The 21599-nt window shown below is 76.7% G+C and carries 12 protein-coding genes and 1 pseudogene; 7 read left to right on the top strand and 6 right to left on the bottom strand.

From position 1 onward, the window contains the following. Positions 1-521: pseudogene (locus ACFXPX_RS38255) on the bottom strand (homoserine dehydrogenase); the annotation flags it as partial. 243 nt (positions 522-764) lie between these two features. Here ACFXPX_RS38255 and ACFXPX_RS38260 point away from each other — a divergent pair. The 3 genes from ACFXPX_RS38260 to ACFXPX_RS38270 all read left to right on the top strand — a co-directional run bounded on the left by ACFXPX_RS38260 (position 765) and on the right by ACFXPX_RS38270 (position 4191). Continuing rightward, on the top strand, positions 765-995 hold the full coding sequence (locus ACFXPX_RS38260; RefSeq protein WP_380400019.1) for a hypothetical protein: 231 nt from the start codon (positions 765-767) through the stop codon (positions 993-995). A 294-nt stretch (positions 996-1289) separates the two neighbouring features. Beyond that, positions 1290-2912 carry a M48 family metalloprotease gene (locus ACFXPX_RS38265; RefSeq protein WP_380644693.1) on the top strand — a complete coding sequence of 541 codons (1623 nt, stop codon included), beginning with the start codon at positions 1290-1292 and terminating at the stop codon, positions 2910-2912. Between the two features lie 142 nt (positions 2913-3054). Beyond that, positions 3055-4191: a hypothetical protein gene (locus ACFXPX_RS38270; protein WP_380644694.1), complete on the top strand. Its 1137-nt coding sequence runs from the start codon at positions 3055-3057 to the stop codon at positions 4189-4191. A 33-nt stretch (positions 4192-4224) separates the two neighbouring features. Here the strand turns inward: ACFXPX_RS38270 and ACFXPX_RS38275 are convergent, their stop codons facing one another. Further along, positions 4225-4707: an FxLYD domain-containing protein gene (locus tag ACFXPX_RS38275; protein WP_380644695.1), complete on the bottom strand. Its 483-nt coding sequence runs from the start codon at positions 4705-4707 to the stop codon at positions 4225-4227. A gap of 211 nt (positions 4708-4918) precedes the next feature. On the opposite strand from ACFXPX_RS38275, the gene ACFXPX_RS38280 reads away from it, so the two are divergent. Both ACFXPX_RS38280 and ACFXPX_RS38285 read left to right on the top strand, forming a co-directional pair. Next, positions 4919-5533, top strand: coding sequence for a thioredoxin family protein (locus ACFXPX_RS38280; RefSeq protein WP_380644696.1), 615 nt, complete (start codon positions 4919-4921; stop codon positions 5531-5533). Beyond that, the gene (locus ACFXPX_RS38285; protein WP_380594676.1) at positions 5530-6042 is read left to right on the top strand and encodes a hypothetical protein; all 513 of its coding nucleotides are present in this window, start codon (positions 5530-5532) and stop codon (positions 6040-6042) included. The genes ACFXPX_RS38280 and ACFXPX_RS38285 overlap by 4 nt, the downstream gene beginning before the upstream one ends. Before the next feature lie 58 nt (positions 6043-6100). Here ACFXPX_RS38285 and ACFXPX_RS38290 read toward each other — a convergent pair whose 3' ends face one another. Further along, positions 6101-7003 carry a LysR family transcriptional regulator gene (locus ACFXPX_RS38290; protein WP_380644697.1) on the bottom strand — a complete coding sequence of 301 codons (903 nt, stop codon included), beginning with the start codon at positions 7001-7003 and terminating at the stop codon, positions 6101-6103. 159 nt (positions 7004-7162) lie between these two features. On the opposite strand from ACFXPX_RS38290, the gene ACFXPX_RS38295 reads away from it, so the two are divergent. Further along, positions 7163-7456, top strand: a complete 294-nt coding sequence (locus ACFXPX_RS38295) for a DUF1330 domain-containing protein (RefSeq protein WP_380522323.1) — start codon at positions 7163-7165, stop codon at positions 7454-7456. A gap of 275 nt (positions 7457-7731) precedes the next feature. Next, the gene (locus tag ACFXPX_RS38300; protein WP_380594682.1) at positions 7732-8865 is read left to right on the top strand and encodes an FAD-dependent oxidoreductase; all 1134 of its coding nucleotides are present in this window, start codon (positions 7732-7734) and stop codon (positions 8863-8865) included. Positions 8866-9140: 275 nt separating this feature from the next. On the opposite strand, the gene ACFXPX_RS38305 is transcribed toward ACFXPX_RS38300, so the two are convergent. From ACFXPX_RS38305 to ACFXPX_RS38315, 3 genes are read right to left on the bottom strand one after another with little or no spacing between them, the layout of a single operon-like run. Beyond that, positions 9141-10691 (bottom strand): aspartate aminotransferase family protein, encoded by a 1551-nt coding sequence (locus ACFXPX_RS38305; protein ID WP_380644698.1) that lies wholly within the window; start codon positions 10689-10691, stop codon positions 9141-9143. Positions 10692-10716: 25 nt separating this feature from the next. Next, positions 10717-17268 (bottom strand): SDR family NAD(P)-dependent oxidoreductase, encoded by a 6552-nt coding sequence (locus ACFXPX_RS38310; protein WP_380644699.1) that lies wholly within the window; start codon positions 17266-17268, stop codon positions 10717-10719. 33 nt (positions 17269-17301) lie between these two features. After that, a complete protein-coding gene (locus tag ACFXPX_RS38315; protein ID WP_380644700.1) occupies positions 17302-21570 on the bottom strand; it encodes a thioester reductase domain-containing protein in 4269 nt (1422 codons plus the stop codon). Between the last annotated feature and the right edge of the window lie 29 nt (positions 21571-21599).

Genomic DNA, 21599 nt, shown 5'->3' on the forward strand with positions numbered 1-21599 from the left:
CCAGGCTGCGCGCCCTGGTCAGCGGCGGACCCGGCTCCTGGGACGTGGGCGGGGCTGCCGGGGGGCCGGGCGGCCGCGCCGTGTTCTCGCCAGTGGCCGAGCAGGTGGCTGTTGGTGGCGGTGACGACGTGGACACCGCGGCCGAGCGCCAGGACGGCCTCATCGGCGGCCTGTTGCCGCAGCTGCGGGGAGGACGGCAGCGCCTGGACCAGCACCCGCGCACCGGTCCGGTCGAGGGTCCGCGCCAGCGGGCCCGGCGGAGCCCACTCGGCCCGGGGCGGGACCGGGCCGCCGTCCCGCAACTCCACCTCCGCCGACCCGACCCGGACGGCCGCCAGCCTCGGCCGGACGCCGTGGTCGCGGGCGAGCTCGTCCGCGTGCGTCAGCAACCGCTCGGCGAAGGCGCGGCCGACCGGGCCGAAGCCCGAGAGGACGACCGCCGGGTCGTCGTCCGAACGCACGACCGCCGGGTCGTCGCCCGGCGCGGCCGGGGGCACGGGCCCGGCAACTGGTGAGGACATCCGGGCAGGATACCCCCGGGGCCGTCGGGCACTCGGCGCCCTGCCCGGCCGGGCCGGCGCGCGGCCGCGCCCGCCGTCCGGGTGGCGCCGACTCTCGGCTTCGGCACCGGCGGTGAGCATCCGTCCGCCGCCCGCTCCGGACCGGGAACCGGAGGCGGACCAGGTGGAACCATCCCACCGGGTCCGGCCCGGTGGCCGAGCAGGGTGTCCCGGGGTTGCATGGGGTGACCGAGCCCCGAGACCGTGGAGGTCACCGTGTACGAGATGTGGGCCGAGCACGACCCGGCGGTGTCGCCGCCCGCCGTGGTGTGGCACGTGGTCGCTAAGGACGACGCGTCGGCATCGCTGTGCGGGCGGTTCCTGGAGCCGTCCCAGCGCGTACTGCCGCCCGGCGACGGCTCGCCGGTGCCGGACCGGTACTGCGACCCCTGCCTGGTGACCGTCCGTGAGGCGATCGCGGCCGGCGGGCGCTGACGGCCGGAGCGGCGCGCCGGGCGGGGCCTGGGGCCCGAGGACGGTGGTCGGCGGCCGAGGCGCAGGGTCGGCGGCGGCCGAATGCCGTCAAGCCCGCACGAATCGGAACCCGTGACGAACCCGCAGGTCGGAGCGGTGATCCGGAGCCGCTGACCCCGGTGCGCGGGCCGTCCGGGGACCGCTACCATCTCCACTCGTCGCACACCCGTTCACCATGCAACAACCGCGCGCCGCTCATGTCGTCGCGCCCAGGGGGAGGACCATCGCATGGGCGCGCCCCAGCGTTCTGCTGCCATGAGCACGTCAACAAGAGCCGCCACCGCCGTGGCCCTGCTCATCGGCTTCTACCTGCTCGCCCTCGGCATCGTCGCGGGCCTGATCGCCCTCGACGTCGCCCTGTACCAGGCCTCCGGCCAGTTCCGCCCGGGGCTGGTCAAGCTCTGGGCGCTGAGCGCCGCCGTCGCCTACCCCGTCGTCCGGGTGGTGTTCCTGACCCGGCGTCGCAAGGACGACGGCGAACTGCCCGGCGTGCTCCTCACCCGCGAGCGGCAGCCCGAGATCTGGGCGATGGTCGACCGGATCTCCGAGCGCACCGGCGTCCGCGGCCCGGCCGAGATCCGCCTCGTGCCCGAGGTCAACGCGGGCGTCATGGAGGAGAGCAGGCTGCTCGGCCTCGTCCCCGGCAAGCGCCACCTGGTGATCGGCGCCCCGCTGCTGATCGGCCTCACCGAGGGCGAGCTGGAGTCCGTGCTGGCGCACGAGTTCGGGCACTACAGCAACCGGGACGTCCGGCTCGCCGCCGTCACCGTCGCCGGCCGCCGCGCCGTCCTGCACACCATCGGCGGACTGCACCACCGCGCCGACCAGCACCAGGCCCAGGAGGCCGTCAAGCTCGCCGCCAAGGCCGAGAAGCGGCTGGCCAAGGGCCGCAAGCCCTCTGCGGAACAGGCCGGCGGCGGCGTGGACCGAGTGCTCGCCAAGCTGTTCACCGGCTACGCCAAGCTCTACTTCCGGGTCTCCGAGGCGGTCGGCCGCCGCCAGGAGTACGCGGCCGACCAGGTCGCCGCCCAGCTCGCGGGCCGGGACGCCACCGCCGCCGCCCTGCGCCGGATCCCGGCGCTGGAGGCCGCCCAGAACTTCTACCTCAACCGCTACGCCACCATCGGCTGGGACGCCGGACTGCTCCCGCCGCCCGGCCAGGTCTACGGCGGCCTCCAGCACCTGCTGAGCGACCCGAAGCGCCGCGCCGAACTCGCCGAGCACGCCCTCGAACTGCCCGAGGAGCAGCCCGACCCGTACGACTCCCACCCACCGATCCACCTGCGGGTCGCCGCGATCGAGGCGCTGCCCGACGACGGCCGCGGCCCCGGCGCCGCCGGCCCCGCCCTGGCGCTGCTGCACGACTCGGAGCGGGTGCTCGCCGAGCTGGAGGTCGTCTCGCTCGTCCCGGAGGCCTCCGGCAAGCACCGGGCCGACTGGCCCGAGCTGGTCCGCACGGCCATGCTGGCGCGCGCCCGCGAGGCCGCCGAGGACGCCCGCCGGGCGCTCACCGGGCTGGGCCTGCCGCCCACCGCCCACGGGCTGCTCGACGGCATCGACGCCGGGCGTGCCTGGGAGTTCACCGACCGGCTGCCCAAGAGCGAGCAGGCCGCCGCGGCCACCGGCCGGGCCGCCCGGGAGTTCGCCCGACCGGCGCTGCGCGAGGAACTGGCGCACGCCACCGTCGTCGCCCTGGCCGAGGCCGGGCTCGCCGGCTGGGAGCTCTCCTGGGGCGGGCCGGCCGAACTCCGGCTGCCGGACGGCTTCGCGGACGGTTTCGACGCGGCCCTGGACGCCGCCTGCGCGGACGACCCAGACACCGCCCCGCTGCGGGCGCTGCTCGCGGGGGCCGGGCTGCCGACCGCCGCCGCTGTGTGATCGGTGTGATCGGTCGGATCGGTCACACCGATCCGACCGGTCGTCGCCGCACCCGCCCACGCCCGGACTGGTCCGCACCAGTCCACGCCCGGACTCGTCCGCACCAGTCAACGCCCACACCGCACCACCGGAGGAACACCCTTTGCTCGGCATCATCGTGCTGTCCGTCGTCGGCCTCGCCCTGCTGTTCCCGGTCGTCATGACCCGGCTGGCCAAGCGCAAGCTGGCCCAGCTCGAACGGGCCAAGGCCACCATCGCCCAACACGAAGCACGACAGGCGGAGGAGGCCCGGGCGAAGAACACCATCGTCCCGGCCGACCACGGGCTGCTGCTCGGCAGCGAACTGCTCCTGGACGACCGGCCCGAGGACGAGGAGGCCGCCGTCCTCGCCGCCGCCAAGGCCGGCGACTGGCGGACCGCCGCCACCTACCTCGCCGCCGACGCCACCGCCGACGTCCGCTGGCGGCGGCAGCGCCAACTGGCCGAGCTGGCCGCCGAGGACGACGCCTGGCTGCGCGCCTGGCGCGCCGAGCGGCCGCAGGACCCGGCCGCCGCACTGCTGCACGCGGACGCCCTGGTCTACCTGGCCTGGAACATCCGCAGCAGCGCCCGCGCGACCGACGTCAGCCGCGAGCAGTTCGCGGGCTTCCACCGCGTCCTGGCCGAGGCCGAGGAGGCCGCCGTCGCGGCCGCCGCGCTCGCCCCCGAGGACGACCCCAACCCGTGGGTCGCGCAGATCCCCATCGCCATGGGCCTCGGCTGGTCCAACGACCGCTTCCGGCAGCTGTGGGCCGAGTTGGTCGCGCGCGACCCGCGGCACTGGGCGGCGCACACCCGGGCGCTGCAGTACTGGTGCGCCAAGTGGCGCGGCAGCCACGAGCTGATGCACGGGTTCATCGACGGGGCGATCGCCGCCGCCCCGGCCGGCAGCCTGCTCGCCCCGATCAAGCTGGAGGCCTACTTCGAGCAGTTCGCCAAGGACGGCGAGAAGCTCACCGCCTGGCAGCGCCCCGAGGTCGGTGCCGCCCTGGACGCCGCGCTCGCCGACCTCGCGGCGGCCGACCCCGGCCACCCCCGGATCCGGTACGCCCACGGCTGGCTCGCGTACGCGCTGACCCGGGCCGGGCGGCCGACCGAGGCGCTGGCCCAGTTCCAGGCGCTGGGCCGGTACATCCCGCAGCCGTTCACCAACTTCAACGACCCTCGGCAGTCGTTCATCGACCTGCGGGTCGCCGCCGTCCAGGGCGCGGTCGCGGCGGCGGAGCAGCAGCCGGCCTGACCGGGCGCTCCCGCCGGGGTCAGGGGGTCGGGGTCACGGGGCCGGGAACCGGGTGACGCTGGTGACCCGGCAGCTGACCTTGTCCTTCACCGCGGTCGCCCCGCGCGCCTTGAGCGAGGCGCTCTGACCCGCGGCCAGGTTGTCGGTCGCGGCGGGGGCCTCCGCCACCCGGGTGCCGGAGGCGTCCACGAACTCCACCTGGACGAGGTAGTTCGACGACTTGTCGGTGTGGTTGGTGACCTTGAGGGCCGCCGACGGCCAGTGGATCGCGCCGTCCACCTCGCACGCCGAGATCTCGACGTCCTCGGTCGCGTCACCGCCGGCCCCGACCGGGGCGGCGGTCGGGGCGGCGGTCGCCGGCACCGACTGGGTACCACCCGGTGCCGGACCAGCCACCGTCGTGGCCGGGACGGGGGCACCCGTACTCGTGGTCGTGGTGACCGGAGTCGGGTCGCAGGCGGCGACGCCGAGTACGGCGGTGGCGGCGGCGAGCAGGGCGAGGGCGGTGCGTCGCATGGTCCCCCCTGGGACGTGGTGCGGACAGTGCGGGAACCGTATCGACGCATGCCCGCCGGCGTGGGCGGTACGGCGCTTCCGTGACCGCTCCGGAACGCACCCGCCGCTCTCCACCCGCACCGTTCAGCTCACCAACCCCTGCTGCACACCCGGCAGTTCACTTCCCGTCGGCACGACCGACACCACCACCCACCACCCCGAAGGGGACCCCATGCGGCACCACCGCGCCCTGCTCGCCGGCACCGTCCTGTCGGCGGTGCTGATCACCGGCTGCGGCTCCACCACCCGAGCCGCCGAGCGCCCCACGACCACTCCGGCCACCGCCACCGCCACCACCGCCGCCACCACCGCCGCCACCACCGCGGCCACCTCCGCTGCCGCGCCGACGGCCGCCACCGCAGCCGCGAGTGCCGGGACGGCGCCCGCCGACCTGCCCGACGGATACGACGCGACCCGGGACGCCGAGGCCGATGTGAAGGCCGCCCTGGCCCGCTCCGCCGGGGACCAGCGCCCGGTCCTGCTCGACTTCGGGGCCAACTGGTGCCCCGACTGCAAGGTGCTGGACAAGCTGTTCCGCTCCCCGCAGGTCACCCCGCTGCTGCGGGACGACTACCGGGTCGTCGCGGTGGACGTCGGCCGCTTCGACCACAACCTCGACCTCGCCGCCCGGTACGTCGACCTCCGGAGCAGCGGCATCCCCGCCCTGGTGGTGCTCTCCCCCGACGGCACCGTGCGCACCGCCAGCAACGACGGGGCGTTCTCCAACGCCCGCGCCATGAGCGCCGGCACGGTCGCCACCTTCCTCAAGCGCTGGGCGCAGGCATGACGGTGACCCGACGGGCGGCCGGCGCGGTCGCCGCACTCCTGGTCCTCGGGGCGGCCGGCTGCGCCGCCGACCCGGCCCCGGCCGCCGCCCCCATCGCCAGCTACCGTGGCGGCGGGGTCACCGTCTCCCTCCGGCTCGCCCCCGGCGACGACGGCCACCTGGTCCTCGCCGCCACCTTCACCCCCGACGAGGCGGGCTTCCACCTCTACAGCGTCGACCTGCCCGCCGACGGCATCGACGGCCTCGGCCTGCCCACCCGGCTGGCCGTGCGCGGCGGGCTGACGCCGGACGGCGCCGTCCGGGCCGACCGCCCGCTGCGCACCGTCAGCCCCCTGGACCTCGGGGTGCAGCTGCCCGTCTACCCGGACGGCGCGGTCACCGTCGCGCTCCCGGTCCGCCGGACCGCGGCCGGGCCGAGCGAAGCCGTCGTCAGCTTCGGCGCGTGCAGCGAACAGCGCTGCCTGATCCCCGTCACCGACCAGGTCGTCCCGCTCGGCGCGGTCGGCTGACGAACCGATCGCCGAACCGTCGCACCGCCCGCATCCGGCACGTTGGGCCTCTTGCGCGTCAGTCCGGCAGCCAGTGCAGCTCGTGCGCCAGGGTTCTGGCGGCGGTACGGACGCGGCGGTGCAGCGGCAACTGCTCGCGCGGGAGGACCAGGTGGAACGTCAGGCCGGGCGCGCCCCGCAGCGGTCGCCAGGTGAGACCGGCCGGTTGTGCCGTGGCCGCGGCTTCACCGGCGGGGGCGAGGGTGACCCCGTCGCGCAGGTCGCGCTGGGACATGTCGAAGGACACGGCGAGCGTGTGGAACCGGGGGTGCGGTCGGGTGTCCCGGAACACCGCGGACAGCTGATCGTGGACCACGGGGTTGGCCGCACGGTCCGGGAGTCGCAGCGGATACGCGGCCGCGTCGGCGATCTCGATCTCCGGGTGTCCGGCCAGCGGATGGTGCTGCGCCAGCTGGACCCCGATGCGCGCACGCCGCAGCAGCAACCTGCGTACGCCTCGGCCCGGTTGCTCACCGCGGGTGATCCCGGCATCGATGCGGCCGTCGGCGACCGCGGGGGAGATCTCCGGTGTCGCCATCGGGACCGCTCGGACGTCGAGTCCGCTGTTGTCGCGCATCAGCCTGTCCACCAGGGCCGGTGTCGTCTCGGCCCCGGTGCTGAGGCTGTATCCGATGCGCAGCGTGCCCAGTTCACCGGCCGCCGCGCTCCGGGCGGTGTCCCATGCCCGGTCCAGCGCCGCCAGCGCGGGCGGCGCGGACTCCGCCAGCGCCGCACCGGCCGTGGTCAGTACGACGCTGCGCGTGCTGCGGACCAGCAGGGCCGTACCGAGTTCCTTCTCCAACCGGCGCATCCGGGCGCTGAGTGCGGGCTGGGCGATGCCGATCCGTGCGGCTGCCCGGGTGAAGTTCAACTCCTGTGCCAGCACCAGGAAGTAGCGCAGGCTCACGGTGTCCGGCGCCACGTGCCCTCCCCCCCGATTGATAACGATCCGTTCTGAGCCTAGCCCGTACCGGTCTTTCCCTCGGCCGCACGTCAAGCCCTAGCCTGCGCATGCCGGGATCGACCGATCCGGGTGTCGATGCGGAGCCGGACGTGTCCGGCCGAACGCAGGAGGTTCTCCGTGGCCAAGGGCTACTGGGTCAGTGTCTACCCCGCGATGTCCGACCCTGAGGGGCTGACCGCCTACGACGAGCTGGCCGGTCCGGCTGTCCGGGCCGGGGGCGGGCGCCTGCTGTCCCGTGGCAGTCGAGTCGTCGCCCGCGAGGCCGGAATCACCCAACGCGTCGTGCTGATCGAGTTCGACAGCTTCGAACAGGCCGTCGCGGCCTACGAGAGCGCGGCGTACCGGAAGGCGCTGCTGGCCCTCCCCGACGGCTTCGAGCGCGACTTCCGCATCACCGAAGGCCTCGACTGACCGACGGGAGGCCCTCGACCGGTGGCGCACCGACGCCGAGCACCGAGCGGCGCAGCAGCGCGGCCGGGCGCAGTGGTACCAGAGCTACTCGCTGCACGTGGCAAGGGTCGAGCACAGCCACGGGTTCGCCCGCGCGGAGGGGTGACAGCGGAGCAGTGACAGCTGTCATGCCGGATCGGTGACGGAGCGACCTGCCGCACGGGGGTCGTGGTCGGCCAGGCTGACGCTGCAAGGAACGAACGGCCGGGAAGGCAGGCGGGGAGAGGGTGCGCAGCATGAAGGTGTTGGTGGCCGGGGCCGGGATCGGGGGGCTCTGTCTGGCCCAGGGGCTGGTCCGGGCCGGGATCGACGTGCGGGTGTTCGAGCGGGAGGGCGCGGCGGACAGCCGGTACCAGGGGTTCCGGATCGGGTTGGACGAGCCCGGACTGGCCGCGCTGCGGGAGTGCCTGCCGCCCCGGCTGCACGGCCTCCTGGCGGCGGTGACCGGACCGCTCGCCGGCGAACGGCGCGTGGTGGACGAGCAGTTGACGGAGCTGCGGCGGCTCGGCCCGACCGGCGGGGGAACCGCCGCCGACCGGCACGTGCTGCGGCAGCTGCTGCTGGCGGGGCTCGGGGACCGGGTGGAGTTCGGGCGGGCCGTGGTCGGGTACCGGGAGCGGGCGGACGGCCGGGTGGAGGCACGGTTCGCGGACGGCACCGGCGTGCTGGGCGACCTGCTGGTCGGGGCGGACGGCGTGGGCTCGGCCGTACGGCGGCAGCTGCTGCCCGGGGCCGAGGTCGCCACCGTACCGGGCGGCGCGCTGCTGGGGCGCACCCCGATGACCGAACGGCTCGCCGCGCTCGTACCGGGCGCCGGCACCCTGGTCCAGGGGCCCGGGGCGAGCCTGCTGATCGGCCGGATGGACTTCCGCCGCCCGCCCCGGCTCGCGGCGGCCGAACTGGCACCGGAGGTGGAACTGCCGGACACCGGAAGCTACCTGCGCTGGGTGGTGATGCTGCCCGAGCCGCTCACGGGCCCCGCGCCGACGGACTGGGCGCAGGTGCGCGACCGACTGCTCGTCCTGGTCCGCGACTGGCACCCGGACCTGGTCGAGCTGGTCCGGCGGTCCGACGTCGGCAACAGCTCACCACTGACGTTCCGCTACTCCGAGCCGGTACCCCACTGGGGCACCGGGCCGGTCACCCTGCTCGGCGACGCGATCCACCCCATGCCGCCCAGCGCCGGCCAGGGCGCCAACCTCGCGTTCCGCGACGCCGCCCTGCTCTGCCGCTCGCTCACCGCCGTCCACCGCGGCGAGGCCGAACTGCCCTCCGCCCTCCAGGAGTACGAACTGCGGATGCTCGACCGGGGCTTCACCGCGGTCGCCGCCGGCCTGGCCCGACTCCCGGACTTCACCCCGTCGCGCTAGGCACCGGCTACGGGCGGCCCCGTTCGGCGATGGCTCCGGCGACCGTGGCCAGGTGGTGGGAGGTCTCCCAGGCACGGCGCTGGCCGGGGGCCCAGGGCGATGAACTCGCCCGCCTTGCCGCGCAGGATCGGTACGTACTCCATCGGCCCCCCGCTGACGGTCGTGCGTGCGCGGTGCGTCGCTGTCGCTCCGTCAGTGTGCGGTGCACGACGCCGCCCCACCAGGGCGCGTACCGGGCGCACTCGCCCCCGGTACGCGCCTCGGTGCGCCCTGCGTCAGCGTGCGAGGAGGCGGTCGCCGTCCTGGGTGCGGAGGAGGTCACAGAGGGCGCGCAGGCCGGATTCGGCCTGGGCGATCTGGGGGTCGGTGATGTGGACGGAGGGTTCGATCCGCAGGGTGGTCGTCGCGCTGGCGGTCGGGAAGACCCGCAGGGCGTGGGCGTGGAGGAGGTAGCCGGCGGCGGCGTAGCCGAGGACGCCGGCCCGGGAGAGTTCGCGCAGGGCCGGGGAGGTGGAGTCGCTCTGGTCGCGCAGTTCCAGGCCGAGCATCAGGCCGCGGCCTCGGACGTCGGCGACGACGTCCTTGAAGTCGTCGCGGATGCCCTCCAGTCGGGCCAGGATCCGTTCGCCGCGTTCGGCGGCCTGCCGGTAGCGGGCGCCGCCGTCGGCCTCCAGCAGGTCCAGGGTGCGGGCGGCGATCAGGGTGGAGAAGGCGTCCTTGGCGAAGGTGGAGCTGTGCAGCAGCTCGAAACCGGGCCGGTGGCGGCGGTGGTGCACCAGCATGACCGCGGCCTTGGCGAGGCCGCCGCCGAGGCTCTTGGCGAGTACGTAGTAGTCGCCGCGCAGCCCGATGGCGGAGCTCGCCAGGAAGCTGCCGGTGCGGCCCATGCCGCTCTGCACCTCGTCCACCACGATCGGGCAGTCCGCCTCGGCGCAGATCCGCTGGAGCTCGCGCGCGTACCCGGCGGTGAGCGGCCGGACCCCGCCCTCGCCCTGGACTGGTTCCAGTACCAGGGCGCACAGCCGGGGCAGCCGGTGCTCGGCCAGGTCCACGGTGCCGTCGGAGACGGTGAGGCCCAGGGCCGCCCGGTGTTCCTCGGCGATCGCCGCGGCGAGGGCGGCCGGGTCCTCGGCGGGGACGAACCGGCAGGGGGCGGCCAGGGCCCGGAAGGGCTCCCGGACGACCGGGTTGTGGGTGAGCTGGACGCTGCCGACGAGCTTGCCGTGGAAGCCGCCGGTCAGGGCGAGCAGCACGGGCGGCTCCTCGGCCCGCGCCCGGTTGGCGGCGGTGAGGGCGGCGGCCAGGGACTCGAAGTCCCCGCCGTCGGCGAGCCGCCGGGCGGCCGCGGAGAGGACGGCGCCGTCCCGGACGGCCCGGCGGGCCCGGTCGGTCTCCTCGTCGATCCGGGCGAGCAGCTCGGCCGCCTTGAGCCCGCGGTCGAGTTCGGCGTGCTTGACGGCGGCCTCGACCGCCTCGGCGCCGCTGTTGGCGAAGACGGCGGTGTACGGGCCCGGGTCGCCGGTGTCGCGGTGGAGGATCTCGTTGAGCCGCCGGGCGACGGTCTCGGCGTACGGGTGCAGTGAGAACTGGGCGTGCACCGGTACCCGCGCGCTCAGCAACTCCTGGGCGAGGGCGAGGATCTCGGGGTGGTTGTGGCCGAGGATCGTCGCGCCGAAGCCGCCGACGAGGTCGAGCACGGGGAGTTCGCGGCCGTCGTCGCCGCGCCGGTAGAGGGTGTCGCCCTCGGCGCGGACGTACTCGACGGCCAGGCCCAGGGACTCCAGTTGGGTGCGGAGGAAGGGTTCGGCCAGACCGGTGGTGGTCATCGCGGTGCCTTTCTGGCGGTGCCGGTCAGAGCCGGGTGTCGATGAAGCGGAGGAGTTCGTCGTCGTCGGCGTCGGCGAGTTCGTCGGCCAGTTCCCTGGCCGGTTCGCCGGCGGGTTCCTTGGTCCGTCGCTCGGTCGGGACGCTCGCCGTCGGAGCGGCGGCGGTGGCGGGTTCGAGCCGCTGGAGCAGGGTGCGCAGCCGGGCGGTGAGGTCCGCGCGGGACTCCTCGTCCACGGCCGTGAGGGTGCGTTCCAGGGTGTCCAGGGCGGCGGCCGCCTGCCGGTGTTCCCGGACGGAGCCGAGCAGTCGGCCCAGCTGCTCGGCGACGGCGGCCGGGCTGGGGTGGTCGTAGACCAGGGTGGCGGGGAGCCGGGCGCCGGTGAGCCGGGCCAGCCGGTCGCGCAGTTCGAGCGCCATCAGGGAGTCGAAGCCCGCGTACTCGAAGGGTTCCTCGGCCGGGATCCGCTCGTCCGCCCCGAGCACCTCGGCGGCCTCGGCCCGGACCAGGTCGAGCAGGGCGGCGGGGTCGGCGGCGACCAGCCGGACGGCCTGCGGTCCGGGAGCCGTGGTACCGGGCGTGGGGTCGGCGGTTCCCCCGGTGGGATCGGCGGTGCCGGGTTCGGCGAGGTCGCGCAGCACCGCGGGGGCCGGGTGCCGGACGGCGCCGGGGTCCAGGGCGAGCGGGACGAGGACGGCCCGGCCGTCGGCGAGGCCCGCGTCGAACAGTCGCAGCCCCTCGGCGGGGTGGAGCGGCCGGACGCCGGTGCGGGCCAGCCGGGCGCGGCCGGCCCGGCCCAGGGCGGCGGTCATGCCGTCGGGCGCGTCCCAGGACCCCCAGGCCAGCGACACCGCGGGCAGGCCGGCAGCCCGGCGGCGGGTCGCGAGGCCGTCCAGGAAGGCGTTGGCGGCCGCGTACCCGGCCTGGCCCGCGGTGCCCAGGACACCGGCGGCGGAGGAGCAGAGCACGAGCGCGACGGGTGCGGGGAGCTCGCGGGTGGCCCGGTCGAGCCAGACGGCGGCGTCGGCCTTGGCGCGCAGCACGGTGTCGAGCCGGTCCAGGGTCTGGGAAGCGACCACCGCGTCGTCCAGCACCCCGGCGGCGTGCACGACGACGGTGAGCGGCGCCTCGGCGGACACACCGGCGACCAGGGCCCGGACCTGCTCCCGGTCGGCGACGTCGCACCGGACGGCCTCCGCGTGGGCGCCCAACTCGGCCAGCTCGGCGCAGAGTTCAGCGGCACCGGGGGCTTCGGCGCCGCGCCGGGAGGCGAGCAGGACGCGGCGCAGGCCGTGGCCCGTCACCAGGTGGCGGGCGATCAGCCGGCCGAGCAGCCCGGTGCCGCCGGTGACGATCGCGGTACCGGCCGGGTCCAGCACCGGGCCGTCCGTCGGCGCGGGGGTGCGGGCGGCCAGGCGGGGCACCCGGACGGCCGGGCCGCGGAGGGCGAACTGCGGCTCGTCCGCGGCGGCCGCCTCGCCCAGGGCGGCCGCGATCGCGCGGGCGCAGTCCTCCGGGGTCGCGTCGGCGGGCAGGTCGAGGTCGGCGAGCAGCAGGCGGCCGGGGTGCTCGGTCTGGGCCGAGCGGACCAGGCCGCACACGGCGGCCTCGGCCGGGTCGACGGGTTCCCCGTCCTCGGTCGCCACGCCGTGGCGGGTGGCGACGACCAGGCGGCGGTCCTCGTACCGGGGGTCGGCGAGGAAGTGCTGGACGGCCGCCAGGGCGCGGGCGGTCGCGCGCCGGACCCGTACGGTGTCCTCGGCGGGGGCGTCGGCGGCGTCGGCGGGCGGGAGCAGCAGCCAGCCGGACGCGTCCGGGGGCAGCACCGCCGGGTCCGCGACCGGTGTCACCGGGACGGGCGCCGCGCCGCGCACGGGCAGGTCCCGCCAGGCGAGGCGGAACAGGTCGCCCGTGCCAGCGAACGCCCGCACCGGCACCGGCCCGGGGCCCGGCTGCGACACCGGCTCCGGCCAGTACCGCCGTCCCCGGAAGGGGTAGGTCGGCAGGTCGATCCGGCGCGCGCCGGGCGGCAGCAGCGGCGTCCAGTCGACCGGGGCGCCCCGGACGAAGGCCTCGGCGAGCGAACGGGCGAACCGCGTCCGGCCGCCCTCACCCCGGGTCAGGCTGCCGCAGACCACGGCGGCCCGGCCCGCCCCGGTGTCGGCCAGCGTCGCCTCGATCGCCGTGCCCAGCACCGGGTGCGCGCCGACCTCGACGAAGGTGGTGAAGCCCTGCTCGGCGAGCGCCCGGACGGCGGGTTCGAAGCGGACCGGGTGGCGCAGGTTGCGGTACCAGTAGTCGGGCCCGACCGGGCCGCCGACCCAGTCGCCGTCGACCGTCGAGTACCAGGGCACCGTCGGCGCCGACGACCGTACGCCGTCGAGGAGTTGCAGCAGTTCCGGCTCCAGCTGCGCCACCTGCGCGGTGTGCGAGGCGTAGTCGACCGGGATCATCCGCACGTCGATCCCGCGCCGCTCCAGCTCGGCGTGGAACCCGCTGAGCGCCGCGCCGTCCCCCCCGACCACGGTGCGCTCCGGCCCGTTCACGGCGGCGATCTCGACTCCCCCGCCGCAGGCCCGGATCCAGTCCCGGACGCGGCGCTCGGGCAGCGGCACGGAGAGCATCCCGCCGGTGCCCGCGAGGCGGGCGCCGATGGCCCGGCTGCGCAGCGCGACCGTCCGGGCGGCGTCCGCCAGGGTCAGCGCACCGGCCGCGCAGGCCGCGGCGATCTCGCCCTGCGAGTGGCCGAGGACGGCCGCCGGACGGACGCCGTACGACTGCCAGAGGGCGGCGAGCGAGACCATCACCGCGAAGGACACCGGCTGGGCCACGTCCACCCGGTCCAGCGGCGGGGCGTCGGGGGTGCCGTGCACGACGTCGGCGAGCGACCAGTCGACGTACTGGGCGAGGGCCTGTTCGCAGGCGGCCATCCGCTCGGCGAAGACCGCTTCGGACTGCCACAACTCCCGCCCCATGCCGGCCCATTGGGCGCCCTGGCCGGGGAAGACCAGGACCACGTCCTGGTCCACCCGGTCCGCCGGCGCGGTGCCGGTGACCAACCCGGGAGTCGCCGCGCCGGACCTGCTCGCCGCGCCCGTCGCGAGGGCCCGCAGCGCCGCGCGGGCCTGCGTCCCGTCCTCCGCCAGCACGACGGCCCGGTGCTCGAACAGCGCCCGCCCGGCGAGTGCGGAGCGCGCCGCGTCCTGCGGCCGGGCCCCGTCGTCCAGCAGGTCGGCCAGCCGCCCGGCCTGGGCGGCCAGTGCCTCCGGAGTCCGGGCGGAGATCACGAGCGGCACCAGCGGCACCAGCGGTTCCGGCCCGGCCGCGGTGGCGGGTTCCTCGACCGGGGCCTGTTCCAGCAGCACATGGGCGTTGGTCCCGCTGATCCCGAACGAGGAGACCCCGGCCCGGCGCGGGCGCCGCCGCTCGGGCCAGGGGGCGGTGGCGGTGCGCAGCCGCACCGCGCCGCCGGACCAGTCGACCCTGCTGCTCGGGCGGTCGACGTGCAGGGTGCGGGGCAGGACGCCGTGCCGGAGGGCCAGCACGGTGGCCGCCACGCCGACGAGGCCGGCGGCCGCCTGGGTGTGCCCCAGGTTGGACTTCACCGAGCCCAGCAGCAGGGGCTCGGTGCGCTCCGGCCCGTACGCGGCGATCACCGCCTGGGCCTCGATCGGGTCGCCCAGCACGGTGCCGGTGCCATGGGCCTCCACCGCGTCGACCTCGTCGGGGCGCAGTCCGGCGTCGGCCAGGGCGCGGCGGATCACCCGTTGCTGGGCGGGGCCGTTGGGCGCGGTCAGCCCGTTGGAGGCGCCGTCCTGGTTGACGGCCGAGCCGCGGACCACGGCGAGCGGGCGGCGGCCGGCCCGCCGGGCGGCGGAGAGCCGCTCCAGGACGAGGACGACGGCGCCCTCGGCCCAGCCGGTGCCGTCCGCGGCCTCCGCGAAGGGCTTGCAGCGCCCGTCGGGGGCGATGCCGCGCTGGCGGGAGAACTCGACGAAGGCGTCCGGGGTGACCATCACCGTCGCCCCGCCGACCAGCGCGGTCGTGCACTCGCCGGACCGCAGCGAGCGCAGTGCCAGGTGCAGGGCGACCAGCGAGGAGGAGCAGGCGGTGTCCACCGCGACGGCCGGGCCGTGGGTGCCCAGGACGTACGCGACCCGGCCGGCGGCGATGCTGGTCGCACTGCCGGTGACCCGGTAGCCGTCGGCCGTGCGGGAGACCGGGACGCGCTCGGTGTAGCCGTTGGCGAACACGCCGGTGAACACGCCGACGTCCTGGCCGCGCAGGGCGGTCGGGGCGATGCCGGCCCGTTCGAGCGCCTCCCAGCTGGTCTCCAGCAGGAGCCGCTGCTGGGGGTCCATCGCGGCGGCCTCGCGCGGGGAGATGCCGAAGAAGTCGGCGTCGAAGAGCGCGGCGTCGCGCAGGAAGCCGCCGTGCCGGGTGTCGGAACGGCCGGGGGCCTCGGGGTCGGGGTCGGCGAGGGCGGTGAGATCCCAGCCGCGGTCCTCGGGGAAGCCGGAGACGGCGTCCCGTTCCTCGCTGAGCAGCTGCCAGAGCGCCTCGGGGGTGGTGATGCCGCCGGGGAGGCGGACGGCCATGCCGGTGATCACCACCGGGTCGTCGGCGGGCCCGGTCCCGGAGCCTGGCGCGGATTCGGGCTCGGGCTCGGACCCTGGCACGAACTCGCCTTCCGTGGAAGGGGTTTCGCCGAGTCGTACGCGCAGCAGCGCGACCACGGCCGCCGGGGTCGGGTGGTCGAAGGCCAGCGTGGCGGGCAGGGTCAGGCCGGTGGCCTCGGCCAGCCGGTCGCGCAGGGCGACGGCCCGGAGGGAGTCCAGGCCGAGTTCGGCGAAGCCGGCGGTGGCGCCGTAGCGGCGGCCGGGCGGGAAGCCGAGCGCCGCCTCGGTCGCGGCCGCGACCAGTGCGGCCAGGCCGTCCGGGCGCGGCGGCCCGGGGAATTTCGAGCCCGGTCCTTCCGTCGCGCGGGCACCCGTCGCCCGGGCTTCCATCGCGCGGGCTTCCATCGCGCGGGCTTCCGTCATGGCCGGCAGCAGCAGCCGCAGCGCCGCCAGGTCGGCCTTGCCGGCGCCGTTGCGCGGGAGCTCCGCGACCAGGTGCAACCGGACGGGCAGCTTGTGCGGCGCCAGCCGGGCCGCGCCGAACTCCCGTACCGTCTCCAGGCTCGGGGCACTGCCGGGCTCGGCCACGGCCACCGCGACGACGGTCTCGCCCCACTCCGGGTGGGCGGTGCCGAGGACGGCGAGTTCGCGCAGGCCGGGGCAGTCGGCCAGGGCGCGCTCGACCTCGGCGGGGTAGACCTTCTCGCCGTTCTGGATGATGACGTTCTTGAGCCGGTCGACCAGGTACAGGCAGCCGTCGGCGTCCAGGCGCCCGAGGTCGCCGGTGCGGAACCAGCCGTCGGCGTCCCGGAGTTGCTCCTCGTCGCGCCAGTAGCCGGGCGAGACGTGCTTGCCGCGCACCCAGACCTCGCCCGGCCGGTCCGGGTCGGCGACGTCCGTTCCGGTCTCCGGGTCGACGATCCGCAGCTGGGTGAAGGGCATCGCCCGGCCCGCCGAGCCGGCCTTCGCCAGGGTGAGCTCCGGCGGCAGGTAGCTGGCGAAGCAGGCGGTCTCGGTCAGGCCCCAGGCCTGCTGGAGCAGCACCCCGCGGGCCGCGTAGTCGCGGACCAGTCCGGGCGGGACGGGGGCACCGGCCACCACGGCGCCGCGCAGCGCGGACAGGTCGGCGGCGGCGAAGCCGGGCTGCCGGGCCAGCAGGGCGTACATCGAGGGGACGGCGAAGAAGGTGTCGACCCGGAGGGCGACCAGGTCGCGCAAGGTCCGCTCGGGGTCGAAGCGGCGGCGCAGCACGGTGGTGCCGCCGTGGCCGAGGTTGCGCAGGGTGAAGCAGTTGAGCCCGCCGATGTGCGACAGCGGGGTGACCACCAGGTTGACGTCGTCCTCGCGGGTGGTCATCGCCGCGTCGATGTTGGCGGCGTTCCACCAGATGTTGCCGTAGGTGAGCCGGACGCCCTTGGGCCGGCCGGTGGTGCCGGAGGTGTACAGCAGGACGGCGAGGTCCTCGGCGTCCAGCGGCGCGGGCTGGCGCGGCGGCTGGGGGGCCGCCGCCAGGGCGGGGGCGAGCGGCGTCCAGCGCGGGTCGGGCGGGCCGGTCACGGGGGCGGCCGGGTCGTCGTCCACCAGCAGCAGCCGCGCCCCGGACGACGGGTCGACCAGCGGCGCGTGGCCCGGTTCGGCGACCACGGTGTGCGCTGCGCAGTCCCGCAGCAGCTCCGCCACCTCGGCGGCGCCGAGCCGGTGGTTGACGGGCACGAAGGCGGCGCCCAGCCAGCCGCAGGCGAGGTACGTCACCAGCAGCGTCGGACTGTTCAGACCCAGGTAGGCGACCTGGCGGCCGGCCGTCACCCCGCCGTCGGCGAGCACCTCGGCCAGGCGGCCGGCCCGGTCCAGCAGTTCGGGGTAGCCGATCTCGGCTTCCTCGTAGTGCAGGGCCGGGCCCGCCCCGGGCCGCCGGGCCGCGCGGCGCAGCGCGTCGATCGGGGTGATCTCCAGATGCATGGTCGTCCTCCTGGTCGGGCGGGCGGGGCGCGGTCAGGCGGTGGGCACGGGCGGCGCGGTGCCGGTACCGATAGCGATAGCGGTGCCGGTTCCGGTTCCGGTTCCGATAGCGGTGCCGGTACCGGTGCCGGTCGGGGGCGGCAGCCAGCCGGTGCGGACGAAGAAGTCCACGTACCGGCGGAACAGCGGCAGGTCGATCGGTGGGCAGGCGATCCCGGTCCCGGCCAGCGCCGCTTCGGCGGCGGACACGTCCATCAGCGGGTGGACGGCCCGGTGTCCGGCGATCCGCTCGAACGGGTCGAGCAGCGGGGTGAGCGCGTTGCCCGGGTGGGCCCGCACCGTCCGGCACCACCGCTCGAGTTCCACCTCGGGCAGCGAGTACCCCAGTTCCCGCAGGTAGCCGGTCAGTTCGCCGTACCCCTCGGTGCTGGTGTTCTGCAGGTGGAAGGTCCGGCCGGCGTTCCCGCGCTGCCCGGCCAGAGTGGTGACGGCCGCGCTGATGTAGTCGACGGGGGCCAGGTGGACGGCACCCGCGCCCGCGAGCCCGGCCGGGACGGCCCCGGACTGGACCAGGCCCTTGAGGCTCAGCCAGAAGAAGTCCCTGGTCTGGCAGGCCCCGTGGACCTGGTCGCCGCAGACCACGTCGACCCGGTACACCGTCACCGGCAGTCCGCGCTCCCGGGCGATCCCCACCACCTGCTCGGCCACCCACTTGCTCTGGGCGTAGCCGTTGGCCAGCACCTGCGGCGGGCCGGTCGGGGAGGACACCGTGCGCGGGCCGGGCTCCGCGCCCTTCTCCGCGAACACGGCGGTGGAGGAGACGTGGTGCACCGGCACGGTGCGGTGCCGGGCCGCCAGCCGGAGCACCTCCCGGGTGCCGTCCACGTTGGCGGCCCGGAGTTCGCTGTACGGGCGCAGCCAGTTGACGGCTGCCCCGGCGTGGTGGACCACGTCGACGATCCGGGCGAGCCGGTCGAACTCCAGCTCGGTGAGGCCGAGTCGGGGCCGGCTGAGGTCGCCGACCACGACCGCGAGGCGGTCCGGGTCGATCTCGTCCCACACCCGGTACCAGCTCAGGCGTTCGCGCAGCCGCTCGGCGGCCGCGGCCGGGTCGGCGGCGCGCACCAGGCAGTGCACGGTCGCCTTGGTGGAGCGCATCAGGTCGCGCAGCAGGAAGGCGCCGAGGAAGCCGGTCGCGCCGGTGAGCAGGACCTCCCGGGGCTCGACGACGTCCGCGACGAGCTCGGCGGCCGGGCGGACGTCCTCGTCCAGGCGGACGTCGGCGGCGAACTCCCCGGCCGGATCGGGCGCGTAGCCCGGATCCGCGCGGCCCGGATCCGCGTAGCCCGGTCCTGTGCCCACCGGTTCCGTGCCGAGCGGTTCCGTGCCGACCGGTTGCGTGCCGGCCCGATCAGGAGCCCCGGTCGGCGTGCCGGTCCCGTCGGGTGCCTGCGGCCCGGCGAGCGCCGCCAGCAGGTGGTCCGCCAGCGCCGCCGGTGTCGGGTGGGCGAACACCGCCCCGGGGGCGAGCCGCAGACCGGTCAGCGCGTCCAGCCGGTTGCGCAGTTGCACGGCGGCGAGCGAGTCGAAGCCCAGCGCCGGGAAGGCGTCCTCGGCGCCGACGGCGGCCGCGTCGGGGTGGCCGAGCACCCGGCCGGCCTCCCGGCGGACCAGCTCGACGGCCTCCTCGCGGGCCCGCTCCGGCGCCAGCGCGCCGATCCTCCGGGCGAACGGCTCCGCCGCCGCCTCCGTCGTCCCGGCGCGGGGCCGGGGCGGCAGCGGCGCGAGGCCGGTGAACACCGTGGGCAGCTCGGCGGGGTGGCGCCGCATCGCGGCCAGGTCCAGCGGCGCGGCGAGGACGGCGGCCTGCGGCCCGGTCAGGGCCGCGTCCAGCAGCGCCGGGCCGTCGGCCGCGGTGACCGGGCGCAGCCCGCTGCGGGCGATCCGCCGCAGATCGGCCTCGCCGAGGTGCCCGGCCATCCCGCCCTCGTCCTGCCACAGGCCCCAGGCGACGGAGGTGGCGGGCAGGCCGAGGGCGGCCCGGTGCTCGGCGAGCGCGTCCAGGAAGGTGTTGGCGGCGGCGTAGTTGGCCTGGCCCGGCCCGCCGACGATCCCGGCGACGGAGGAGAACAGCACGAAGGCGGACGGCCCGTGCGGGAGGGTCAGCTCGTGCAGGTGCCAGGCCGCGTCGACCTTGGGGCGCAGCACCGCCGCCAGCCGTTCGGGGCTCAGGGTGGCCAGCAGGCCGTCGTCCAGCACCCCGGCCGCGTGCACGACGGCGGTCAGCGGCCGGTCGGCGGGGACGGCGGCCAGAGCCTCCGCGAGCGCGGTCCGGTCGGCGACGTCGCAGGCCGCGACGGTGGCCCGCGCGCCGAGCGCGGCCAGTTCGGCGACCAGGGCGGCCGCGCCGGGGGCCGCGGGCCCGCGCCGACCGGTGAGCAGCAGGTCGCTCACGCCGTGCCGACGCACCAGGTGGCGGGCGAACACGGCGCCGAGGGCGCCGGTTCCGCCGGTGAGCAGCACGGTGCCGTCGGTGGGCCAGGGCGGGGCGGGGGTCGCGGAGCCGCCGTCGGGCTGCCCGGCCCGGGCCAGGCGCGGGACCAGCACCCGCCCGGCGCGGATCGCCGCCTGGGGTTCGCCGGTGGCGAGCAGCGCGGGGAGGGCGGCGGCGGAGGCCGGGGCGTCGTCCAGGTCGACCAGCACGATCCGGTCGGGGGCCTCGGACTGGGCCGAGCGCAGCAGGCCCCAGACGGTGGCGGCCGCCGGGTCGCTCACTCCGGCCACGGCGCCCCGGGTCGCCACCACCAGCGGGACGCCGGCGGCGCGCCGGTCGGCCGACCAGCACCGGGCCAGCTCCAGGGCTCGGGCCGCCAGTGCGTGGGCCCGGGCCGGGACGTCGGGCTCGGCACCGGGCAGCAGCGGGGCGAGCACCGCGTCGTAGCCGCCGATCGCGCCGAGCAGCTCCTCGACCCGCGCGAACCGGTGGGCCCCGTCCGGCAGCGGTCCGGCGCCGACCGGCAGCTGTCCGGCGCCGACCGGCAGTGCTCCGGTGCCGGACGGCAGTGGTCCGGCGCCGTCGGTGAGCACCGCCCAGCGCACGTGCGGCGCCGACGACGGCAGGGTGAGCGGCGCCCAGTCGACGTGGAACAGCCCGTCCCGGGCGCGGTTCCGCTGCGCCGTAGCCGCCCGGTCGGGACCGTCCGTCGCCCGCAGGCGCACGGCCTCGACGTCGGCGACCGGCCGCCCGGCGGGGTCGGTCAGCCGCAGCGCCGCGCCGTCCGGCCCGGGGGTGATCCGGGCCCGGAGCCGGGTGGCGCCCGCCGCGTGGAGCCGGACGGCGCGCCACTCGGCGGCGAGCCCGGGGCCGGCGCAGCGCGCCGCCGCGTCCAGCAGCTCCGGGTGCAGTCCCCAGCCCTCCGCCGTCGTGCCGTCCGGGAGCGCCAGTTCGGCGAACAGCTCGCCGTCCAGCTGCCACAGCGCCGTGACCCCGTCGACGTCCGTCGCCACGGCCTGTGCGCCCGGTGGCGGCCAGGCCCCCTCGTCGGCGACCGTCCGCACGCCGCCCCGGCCGAGCGCGCCCGAGGCCACCGGGGCCCAACCGCCGCTCTCCCCGGCCCTGGTGTGCACGGTGAACGCCCGACACCCCCGGTCGTCCGCCGGTGCGAGCACCAACTGGGCCTCCAGCGAGCCGCGTTCGGGCGGCTCCGGCAGACAGTCGACCGTCAGCTCGGCCAGCACCGCGCACCCGGCCTCCTCGCCCGCCCGCAGCGCCAGTTCCACCAGCTCGGCCGGGGAGCGGCCGGGCAGCCGTCCGTCGAGGACCAGCTCCGCGCGCCCGGCCAGTTCGGTGACGCCGGTCAGCAACGGGTGCCCGAGCGCCCACCCGGCGGTTCCCCGGCCCGCGGCGCGCGGCGGCGTCAGCCAGTACCGCTCCCGCTCGAACGGGTACGTCGGCAGGGCGACCGCCGCCGTCCGCCCGGGCGGGCCGAGGACGGCGCGCCAGTCGACCGGCACCCCGGCCGTCCACAGCTCCGCCAGCGCGCCGAGCAGCCCGGGCACCTCGGCGGAGCCCGCCCGTGCGCTCGGCACCGCCGTGACCTGCCGGTCGCCGTCGGCGAGGCAGGCGGCGACCAGCGGCGACAGCACCGCGTCCGGGCCCACCTCCAGCGCGGTGCCGACGCCCTGGGCGGCCAGGGTGCGGACGGCGTCGAGGAAGCGCACCGGCCGGCGCAGGTGCGCCGTCCAGTGGTCCGAGGAGCGCAGCTCCTCGGCGGTGGCGGGGCGGCCGGTCACGGTGGACACCAGCGGCAGCGTCGGCGCGGCCGTCCGGG

Source organism: Kitasatospora sp. NPDC059146 (assembly GCF_042786665.1).
Classification (GTDB): Bacteria; Actinomycetota; Actinomycetes; order Streptomycetales; family Streptomycetaceae; genus Kitasatospora.

Bases quoted from the DNA above. Each gene is read 5' to 3' on its own strand.
- ACFXPX_RS38265 (WP_380644693.1), top strand. From the start codon at position 1,290: ATGAGCACGTCAACAAGAGCCGCCACCGCCGTGGCCCTGCTCATCGGC.
- ACFXPX_RS38275 (WP_380644695.1), bottom strand. From the start codon at position 4,707: ATGCGACGCACCGCCCTCGCCCTGCTCGCCGCCGCCACCGCCGTACTC.
- ACFXPX_RS38280 (WP_380644696.1), top strand. From the start codon at position 4,919: ATGCGGCACCACCGCGCCCTGCTCGCCGGCACCGTCCTGTCGGCGGTG.
- ACFXPX_RS38285 (WP_380594676.1), top strand. From the start codon at position 5,530: ATGACGGTGACCCGACGGGCGGCCGGCGCGGTCGCCGCACTCCTGGTC.
- ACFXPX_RS38300 (WP_380594682.1), top strand. From the start codon at position 7,732: ATGAAGGTGTTGGTGGCCGGGGCCGGGATCGGGGGGCTCTGTCTGGCC.
- ACFXPX_RS38305 (WP_380644698.1), bottom strand. From the start codon at position 10,691: ATGACCACCACCGGTCTGGCCGAACCCTTCCTCCGCACCCAACTGGAG.
- ACFXPX_RS38310 (WP_380644699.1), bottom strand. From the start codon at position 17,268: ATGCATCTGGAGATCACCCCGATCGACGCGCTGCGCCGCGCGGCCCGG.